This window comes from Massilia timonae CCUG 45783, from assembly GCF_000315425.1.
GTDB lineage: Bacteria > Pseudomonadota > Gammaproteobacteria > Burkholderiales > Burkholderiaceae_D > Telluria > Telluria timonae.
The window spans coordinates 15982-24733 of record NZ_JH992928.1 but is presented as its reverse complement, the minus strand read 5'-3'; the positions used below and the strand labels follow the sequence as shown (position 1 = coordinate 24733).

Sequence of the window (8752 nt, the reverse complement as noted above, 5' to 3'; positions counted from 1 at the left end):
TTTGACCACTTTACTGTGGAAGGATGAACGGGTTGCAATAAAATGGTGGCTGCGACTGTTTAATAAAAACACAGCACTCTGCAAACACGAAAGTGGACGTATAGGGTGTGACGCCTGCCCGGTGCTGGAAGATTAAATGATGGGGTGCAAGCTCTTGATTGAAGTCCCAGTAAACGGCGGCCGTAACTATAACGGTCCTAAGGTAGCGAAATTCCTTGTCGGGTAAGTTCCGACCTGCACGAATGGCGTAACGATGGCCACACTGTCTCCTCCCGAGACTCAGCGAAGTTGAAATGTTTGTGATGATGCAATCTACCCGCGGCTAGACGGAAAGACCCCATGAACCTTTACTGTAGCTTTGCATTGGACTTTGAATCAATCTGTGTAGGATAGGTGGGAGGCTTTGAAGCGGGGACGCCAGTTCTCGTGGAGCCATCCTTGAAATACCACCCTGGTTCATTTGAGGTTCTAACCTTGGTCCGTTATCCGGATCGGGGACAGTGCATGGTAGGCAGTTTGACTGGGGCGGTCTCCTCCTAAAGTGTAACGGAGGAGTTCGAAGGTACGCTAGGTACGGTCGGACATCGTGCTAATAGTGCAATGGCATAAGCGTGCTTAACTGCGAGACCGACAAGTCGAGCAGGTACGAAAGTAGGACATAGTGATCCGGTGGTTCTGTATGGAAGGGCCATCGCTCAACGGATAAAAGGTACTCTGGGGATAACAGGCTGATTCCTCCCAAGAGTTCATATCGACGGGGGAGTTTGGCACCTCGATGTCGGCTCATCACATCCTGGGGCTGTAGCCGGTCCCAAGGGTATGGCTGTTCGCCATTTAAAGTGGTACGTGAGCTGGGTTTAAAACGTCGTGAGACAGTTTGGTCCCTATCTGCCGTGGGCGTTGGAAATTTGAAGGGGGCTGCTCCTAGTACGAGAGGACCGGAGTGGACGAACCTCTGGTGTACCGGTTGTCACGCCAGTGGCATTGCCGGGTAGCTAAGTTCGGAAGAGATAACCGCTGAAAGCATCTAAGCGGGAAACTTGCCTTGAGATGAGATTTCCCGGAGCCTTGAGCTCCTTGAAGGGTCGTTCGAGACCAGGACGTTGATAGGCTGGGTGTGGAAGTGCAGTAATGCATTAAGCTAACCAGTACTAATTGCCCGTACGGCTTGTCCCTATAACCTTGGTAGTCCAAGGTCGAGTACAGCTGCTCGATACAAAGCTACAACCCAACTTACTTCTTCCAGATTCAGAGCCTTGCCCACGTAGAGTTGGCGGCTTCGCCGCCGACGCGTTCAAGCAAAGCTCGTACAAGTCATGCCTGATGACCATAGCAAGTCGGTCCCACCCCTTCCCATCCCGAACAGGACCGTGAAACGACTTTGCGCCGATGATAGTGCTGCAACCAGTGTGAAAGTAGGTTATCGTCAGGCTAGTTATATAGAAAAGCCCGCTCAGTTGAACTGAGCGGGCTTTTTGCGTTTCGCAGTCCAGATCGCGCTTTCGACAATCTGTCGAGCCAATCTGCTGTTCAGCGCTTGCCCGACAAGACTGATCGGGTGTCGTGAAAGAATGGGGTTCTCCAAACTCGAGCGATTTCACCAGATCCCATGTCCCCGCAAACGAACGCTGGCCGCAACAACATCCTTTCCATTGTCATCCTGCTGGGCTGCCTGTCGATGTCGGGATCGGTATCCTCCGCCCCCGCCACCGCCAGCGTCGATATGATCGCAGGCCGACAGGTCGAATCGCTGACCATCAAAAATCCGAGCGCGAACGTCAGCATCGTCTTCGAAAACGGCTTGCGCGCAACGGTGGATGGATGGGACAAGGTGATCGACTCGCTGGTTCCTGACGCGTCGATCTTCGCCTATAACCGCCCTGGTTATGGCAACAGCCAGGAAACGGGCACGGCGCGCGATGGCGCAACAATCGTCGAGGAACTCAGGCAAACCCTGAGGCATAAAGGCCTGGCGCCTCCGTACATCCTTGTCGGCCACTCGCTCGGCGGCTTGTACATGCAGCTATTCGCAAAGCGCTACCCGCAAGAGGTCAGCGGCCTCGTGCTCGTTGATCCGCTGCTGCCTGGCGTCGTCAAGAAATCCGAGGAATTCCCCGTCTGGACCCGCGGCGCAAAGCGGCTGTTCTTCTCGAGCACCGTCAACAAGGAGATCGACGCCATTCACCAGACCAGCGAACAGGTGCTGTCGCTTGCGCCGATCGATGACAAGCCGATCGTCATGCTCATCAACAAACCGTCGGGTTCCACTGCGGTCGGCGTCGATTTCGGCGCCTTCAACAAAGACCAGAAGACGAGGGAATTGGTCAGCGGCTTGTATCCGAAAGCAAAAAAGATTGTCGTCGATTCCGATCACCAGGTGCAGCGCCAGAACCCGGCCGACGTGGTGAACGCGATCAGGAACATCCTCGCGAAGCAGCCTGCAGGCAACTCAGCAACGGAATAGTTGCATGCGGTGCGTAGGGCGAATCCCACAGTCCACCGAAACGTTCTCTGATACTTCCCCTGTCTTTGCACGCGCATTATCGAAGTTCTTGTTCAGTAAAGCGGAGGATCGCGATGAAGTCGAAAGAGAAGGTCAAGGGCGGAGACAACCGTGCACGCGGTATCGCAAAACCAAAAACGTTGATGGTTGCCGAGGGCAGCCTGCAGTCGAGAGCGCCTGGTTACGTCATGCCGGGCGGGCTCGACACACCTTTCCCGAAGGGAAACACCGGATCCATGCAATCCGACTCGAGCGGGCGCGGCCAACGCGCCGGCGCCGGTTCGCAGAGCGGCGGATGGAGCGCCCGCCAGCAAGCCCAGCGCATGCAGGCGCGCGGCGAGCAGGACCGTTTGGGCGAGTCGCGGCAATCCGGTCACGGCATGGAGCAGTACCAGCATGCCGGGTCCCAGGAGTCTCCAACCGGCCCGGACAAATCGCGACAAACCGGCAACGGCGCCGCCAACCAGCAACGGCAGGGGCGGCCTGACGAACCGTCGTCGGATGCCGGCAGCAAGCGCAAAGGCTGATCGACCAGGACCTCGACCGTCCACCAATACCACCGACCCGGGCATGGCCCGGGTTTTTTCTTATCGGCGTTGGACGTACGGTGAGCCAGCCCACTGCCAGCCCGCGTGAATCTGGTGCACAATGCCTTTAACGACATTGCCATTTCATCCATAGGAGAAGCATGAACGAACAGGTCGCACGCAACGTCGTGCTGGTGCGCTCGATCGAGTACGCCGATGTTGCCCACACGGTCCTGAGCGACGACGACCGCATGTACGCCACCCGCAGCGCGCGCGAGCTCGCTGCCTGGCAAGCGGCCGACAGCCATATGGCGGTCAACCAGCATCACTTCCTGCAGCAACGCGCGGAACAGATCCTCAAGCGCCTGGGCGAACGCACGCCGGCCTTCGGCGCCTTCGTCCGGCGCGCTCCCGGCATGAGCGGCATCTGGATCGCGCTGCCGTTCCTGGCCTTCGTGCTTGGCGCCGCGCTCGATCGCATCGCCGATCCACACCGCGTCGACCTGTTGTCGGCGCCGCTGCTGGCGATCGTCGGCTGGAACCTGCTCGTCTATCTCGGCCTGCTGCTCTGGGCCATCGTGCCCGCCGCGCGCCGGCGCAAGAGCGGCACGCCGCTGCTGCGCCGCCTGAGCGTGGGCAAGGCGGTGGCGCCGCGCAAGCTGCCGACCGCGCTGGCCGAAGGCGTCGCCCACTACCTGGCCGATTGGGCCGTGCTGAGCGAGCCGCTCACGCGCGCACGCCTGGCCCGCACCTTCCACCTGGCGGCGGCCGGCTTCGCGTTGGGCGCCGTCGCCTCGCTGTATGCGCGCGGCCTGCTCACCGAATACGTCACCGGATGGGAGAGCACCTTCCTCGACGCGGCGCAGGTGCACACGCTGCTGTCATGGCTGTTCACGCCGGCGCTGACCGTGTTCCCGTTTTTGCAGGGCTTCACGCCCGCCGAAATCGAGCAGCTGCGCTTTGGCGGCGCCGCCGGCCTGCCGGTCGGCGAGCGCTGGGTCCACCTGTATGGCGCGACCTTGCTGCTGCTGGTGATCCTGCCGCGCCTGGTGCTGGCACTGGTCGCGGGCATGCGCGCACGCCACCTGAAGCGCAACTTCCCGATCGATCTCGACCAGCCTTATTACCGCAAGCTGGCCGACAGCATCGGCGCCGGCACGCCGGCCGTGCTGCGCGTGATCCCCTACAGCTACACGCTCGACGAACCGCGCGACCGCGGCCTGTGGGCGATCGCCGCCGCGGCCCTCGGCGGCCAAGCGCGGGTGCAGTTGCTGCCGCCGGTCGCATATGGCGTCGAGCTCAAGGAAGCCTTGCGCGACACGACCCTGAAGGAGCCCGGCATCACCGTGACCACGGTGCTGTTCAGCCTTGCCGCCACGCCCGAAAAGGAAAACCACGGCGCGCTGCTCGACTACCTGGTCAAGCGGGTGCCGCGCGGCGTGGCCGTGCTGCTCGACGAGTCGCCGCTGCTCGAGCGCATCGGCGAACAGGCGGGGGGCGAGCGCGTCGCCGAACGTCACGCCCTGTGGCGCCAGTTCTGCAGCTTCCACGGCGCCTCGGCCCACGTCGTCAATCTGCTCCAGCCCGACAAGCACGCGCTTGAACTGGGCGCGGGCCTCGCCTTGCCGGAGCTGCGATGATCACGCCCGCAAAAATCCAGTTCGCCCTGGTCTCGCACACCAATAACGGCAAGACCACGCTGGCGCGCACCCTGGTCGGGATGGACGTCGGCGAGATCCGCGACGCCGCCCACGTGACCCAGATCTCGGAAGGCTACCCGCTCCTGAGCACCGAGGAGGGCGATGCGCTGGTGTTGTGGGACACGCCGGGCTTTGGCGACTCGGTGCGCCTGCACAAGCGCCTCGCGCTGGCCGGCAATCCGATCGGCTGGTTCCTGCGCGAGGTGTTCGACCGCTACCGCGACCGCCCGTTCTGGCTCAGCCAGCAGGCGCTGCGCGCAGCCAGGGAAGAGGCGGACGTCGTGCTCTACCTGGTCAACTCCTCCGAATCGCCGCAGGACGCGGGTTACCTGCCGCCCGAGATGAAGATCCTCGAATGGCTCGGCAAGCCCGTGGTCGTGCTCCTCAACCAGGTTGGCCCGCCACGTCCGGCCCACGAGGAGCAGGCCGAACCCAAGCGCTGGAAGCAGCACCTTGCGCAGTACCAGGTAGTGAAGGAAGTGCTGCCGCTGGACGCCTTCGCCCGCTGCTGGGTGCACGAACACGTGTTCTATGAATCGGTGGCGCACCTGATCGAAGAGGAGAAGCGTCCCGCCTATGCACGCCTGCTGGCCGCGTGGGCCGAGCGCAACCGCGTGCGCTATGTGAGCGCCCTGAACATGAGCGCCGAGCAGGTCGCGGCGGCGGCGCGCGACAGCGAGCCGCTGGGCGAAGAACGCACCGGCATGCTGCGCACCGCGCTGAAGGCGGTCGGCATCGGCAAGGACGAGCAGCGGCGCCAGGATCTCGCGATGGCGGCGCTGGTGCAGCGCCTGAACGACGGCATCAACCATGCAACCGCGCGCATGCTGTCGCTGTATCGCATCGATCCCGGACAAGCGGTGAACGTGAACGCGCGCGTGCGCGAGAACTTCGCGGTGCGCGCGCCGGTGGACAAGGCGCAGGCCGGGCTGCTCGGCGCGGTGGTGTCGGGCGCGGCGACCGGCCTGTCGGCTGATGCGCTGGCCGGCGGACTGACCCTGGGCGCCGGCGCGCTGCTGGGCGCGATCGCCGGCGGCATCACGGCGGCCGGCGCGGCCTGGGGTTTCAACCAGGGCACGGACCGCAACCAGGCCAATGTGAAGTTCGCCAATCCTTTCCTGCAGACGCTGCTGACGGGCGCCATGCTGCGCTACCTGGCGGTGGCGCACTTCGGGCGAGGACGGGGCAATTATGTGGAAAGCGAGGCGCCGCCGTTCTGGCAGGCAGAAGCCGAGCAGGCGCTGAACGCGGTCGGCATCGATGGGGATCGCCTGTGGCAGTCGGTGCGTGAAGCGCCGGACCTGGGCGCCGCCACCAGGCTGGTCGAGGCGGTGCTGGTGCCGGCGGTGACGGCGACGCTCGCGCGCCTGTATCCCGACGTCGCGCTGCCGGGCGCGCCGGTGCAGGCAGCGCCGGCGGCGCCGACATTGGACAAGGACGCGATTACTGGAACTGGTACTGCGCGCTGACGCCCAGGATCCAGTTGCGGCCAGGAGCCGCTTCGTAATAGCGGCGATTGGTGTCGCCCACGATGACGGAGCCGACGTAGTCGCGGTCGAACAGGTTGTTCAGGCGAGCGAACTGGCGCAGCTTCCAACCGCCCAGTTGCTGGCTCGCCTGCACGCGGGCGTTGACGATCGCATAGCCCGGCGCCGGCGTGGCGCTGTTGGTGTCTTCGGCGTACACGCGGCTGTTGGCGATGGTCTCGAGCGCCGCGCCGTAGCGGCCGGCCGCTTCCTTCCAACCGAATTCGCCGTAGAAGCTGGTCTTCGGCAGGCCGGGCAGGCGGCTGCCTTTCGGCACCGCGCCAAAGGCCTCGTCATAGACCGCGTGCAGCATGCTCAGGGCCAGGCGCGCATTCCAGCCGGCGCCGAGTTCGGCGTCTACCGACAACTCGCCGCCCTGGCGCAGGGTGGCGCTGGCGTTGCGGTAGCTGGTGCGTCCGCCCGATGAGGCGTCGACCACCAATTCGTCCTTCGTCTTCACCTGGAACACCGCGGCGTTCACGCGCACGCCGCTGGCCACCATGGCTTTCACGCCGGCTTCGAGATGGGTGCCGATCGCCGGTTCGAGGGCGAAATTGAAGCCGCCGCCGGTGCCCGAATAGAACGATTCGTTCATGGTCGGCGTCTCGAAGCCGCGCGCCGCGCTGGCGTACACGTTCAGGGTCGGCGACACTTTATAGAGCACGCCCACCAGCGGCGTCGTGTGGCGGAAGTCGGCGCCGCCGCTGTCGTCGCCGTTGGAGAGGAAGTTGTCCTTGACGTCGAAGTCCACGCGGCTATGGCGCACGCCGCCGCTCAGCACCCAGCGGTCGCGCTCCCACTCCAGCTGCACGTAAGGATCGACGCTGGTCACTTCGTTCTGCTCGTCGCGCCGCAGGTTGCCCTTCACGCCGAAGGTATCGCCGACGAAGTTTTCGAAACCCTGGCGCGCATCCTTCGAGCGCGCCAGTTCCAGGCCGGCCGTGGCGCGCATGGCGCCGCCGGCGACCTGGCGCACCGCGCGCCAGTTGGCGTCGATGCCGTAGAAATCGCGGTCGAAGTCGATCACGCCGCCCGAGTGGCTGCTCGGCGCCTGGAAGCCGCGCGAGAACGACTGGTACTGGATGACGCGGCGGTTGCCGCCGTAGGCGGTCACCTGCAGGCGGTCGGAGCCGAACGTCTGTTCATACGTCGCGCCGAACTGCTGGTGGTCGATGCTCTTGCGCGTGTCGTAGCGATCGGCCAGCGTGCGCTGGGGCGTCTGCGTGTCGGTGGCGTCGATCTCGCCCGCGCGCGGGTCGCGCTGGTAGGTGGCCCAGGTGACGCCGAGCGGGTCTTGCGTATCGTCCTGGCGCAGGCCGCTCGCGGTCAGCACCAGGCGGCTGGTCGACGAGGGTTCGACGACCAGCTTGGCGTAGGCCTGCTTGCGCGTCGCGGCGCTGTGGTCGCGGTAGCCGTCGGTCTCGAAACGCGAGGCATCGAGCAGATAGCCGATGCCGCCGCTGCGGCCGGAGGCATTGGTGTCGAACTTGCGCTGGCCATAGCTGCCGCCGGTGAAGCTGGCTTCGACCGTGGGCGTATCGGTCGGTTCGCGCGTGAAGAGCTGGACCACGCCGCCGGAGTGGTTGCCATACAAGGCGGACATGGGGCCGCGCAGCACTTCGATGCGCTCGGCCAGATCCAGGTTGAAGGTCGCGGCCTGACCTTGGCCATCGGGCATGGTGGCCGGGATGCCGTCCGCCACGAGGCGCACGCCGCGCACGCCGAAGGCGGAGCGGGTGCCGAAACCGCGCGAAGAGATCTGCAGGTCTTGCGCGTAGTTCTCGCGATTGCGCACCACGATGCCCGGCACGGCGACCAGGGCTTCGGAGGCGTTGACGCGCAGCTGGGTGTCGCCGATCTGCGCCGCATCGACCACGTCGACCGAGGCCGGCAGGTCGAAACTCGTGTGCTCGGCGCGGGTGCCACTGACCACGACCACGTTCATCGGGTCGCGAATCTCTTCGGCAAGGGCGGCCAGCGGCCAGCAGGCGCAGACGGCGGCGATCGCCGTACGGCGCAAGACGGTGTGATTCATTATTTCTCCATGAGTGCGTAGCAAGCGCGAGAAGGGAAGGCCTTGCCAATCAGCCAAGGAATATACCTTGCAAGGGAGTATTACGTGCGCACAGAAACAATTCGGCAAACTGATGACTTGCTGAAATGCGGATAGATGTTTCGATCAGGGTCTTGCGGAACCCTGTCGAGGTTTGCTATAGTTCGCGTCCGCTTCGGCAACGGCCGAAAAATGTTAACGTAATCAAGTGGTTACGATGGCAAGGTCGGCAGAGAAATCTGAGACGAAGCGAAATGAGGGGTTGACGAGTAGCGCGAAACACTGCATAATCTCATTCCTCTGCTGCTGACGAACACAACGATTCGCAACGATGCAGCAAGAAGAAGCACCGAATTCTGATCTTTAAAAATTAACAGTCGATAAGTGTGGGCGTTTGATGAAGGTGCCAGCTGACTTGTTCAGCTGCATACTTAAAATATCAA

Annotated in this window: 5 protein-coding genes, 1 rRNA gene and 2 other annotated features; of the genes, 5 read left to right on the top strand and 1 reads right to left on the bottom strand. The window is 63.4% G+C overall.

Translation table 11 applies throughout. The features are described 5' to 3' along the window. Positions 1–38 precede the first annotated feature (38 nt). Positions 39–261: a sequence feature (23S ribosomal RNA rRNA prediction is too short), on the top strand. A 30-nt stretch (positions 262–291) separates the two neighbouring features. Further along, positions 292–1163 (top strand) — a sequence feature (23S ribosomal RNA rRNA prediction is too short). A 156-nt stretch (positions 1164–1319) separates the two neighbouring features. From rrf to HMPREF9710_RS25920, 5 genes are all read left to right on the top strand, one after another. Beyond that, positions 1320–1432: ribosomal RNA gene (gene rrf / locus HMPREF9710_RS25940) — 5S ribosomal RNA — on the top strand. Positions 1433–1609: 177 nt separating this feature from the next. Continuing rightward, positions 1610–2464 carry an alpha/beta fold hydrolase gene (locus tag HMPREF9710_RS25935; RefSeq protein WP_005671459.1) on the top strand — a complete coding sequence of 285 codons (855 nt, stop codon included), beginning with the start codon at positions 1610–1612 and terminating at the stop codon, positions 2462–2464. Between the two features lie 113 nt (positions 2465–2577). Continuing rightward, a complete protein-coding gene (locus tag HMPREF9710_RS25930) occupies positions 2578–3030 on the top strand; it encodes a hypothetical protein (protein WP_005671458.1) in 453 nt (150 codons plus the stop codon). Positions 3031–3191: 161 nt separating this feature from the next. Beyond that, positions 3192–4670, top strand: coding sequence for a DUF2868 domain-containing protein (locus HMPREF9710_RS25925; protein WP_005671456.1), 1479 nt, complete (start codon positions 3192–3194; stop codon positions 4668–4670). After that, entirely contained in the window at positions 4667–6199 is a 1533-nt protein-coding gene (locus HMPREF9710_RS25920) for a DUF3482 domain-containing protein (RefSeq protein WP_081590025.1), read from the top strand. The genes HMPREF9710_RS25925 and HMPREF9710_RS25920 overlap by 4 nt, the downstream gene beginning before the upstream one ends. Here HMPREF9710_RS25920 and HMPREF9710_RS25915 read toward each other — a convergent pair. Further along, positions 6174–8291, bottom strand: a complete 2118-nt coding sequence (locus HMPREF9710_RS25915) for a TonB-dependent receptor family protein (RefSeq protein ID WP_040778549.1) — start codon at positions 8289–8291, stop codon at positions 6174–6176. The two genes, HMPREF9710_RS25920 and HMPREF9710_RS25915, sit on opposite strands and share 26 nt — an antisense overlap. Between the last annotated feature and the right edge of the window lie 461 nt (positions 8292–8752).

Coding starts and splice junctions, on each gene's coding strand:
- HMPREF9710_RS25935 (WP_005671459.1), top strand. CDS start 1,610: ATGTCCCCGCAAACGAACGCTGGCCGCAACAACATCCTTTCCATTGTC.
- HMPREF9710_RS25915 (WP_040778549.1), bottom strand. CDS start 8,291: ATGAATCACACCGTCTTGCGCCGTACGGCGATCGCCGCCGTCTGCGCC.
- HMPREF9710_RS25920 (WP_081590025.1), top strand. CDS start 4,667: ATGATCACGCCCGCAAAAATCCAGTTCGCCCTGGTCTCGCACACCAAT.
- HMPREF9710_RS25930 (WP_005671458.1), top strand. CDS start 2,578: ATGAAGTCGAAAGAGAAGGTCAAGGGCGGAGACAACCGTGCACGCGGT.
- HMPREF9710_RS25925 (WP_005671456.1), top strand. CDS start 3,192: ATGAACGAACAGGTCGCACGCAACGTCGTGCTGGTGCGCTCGATCGAG.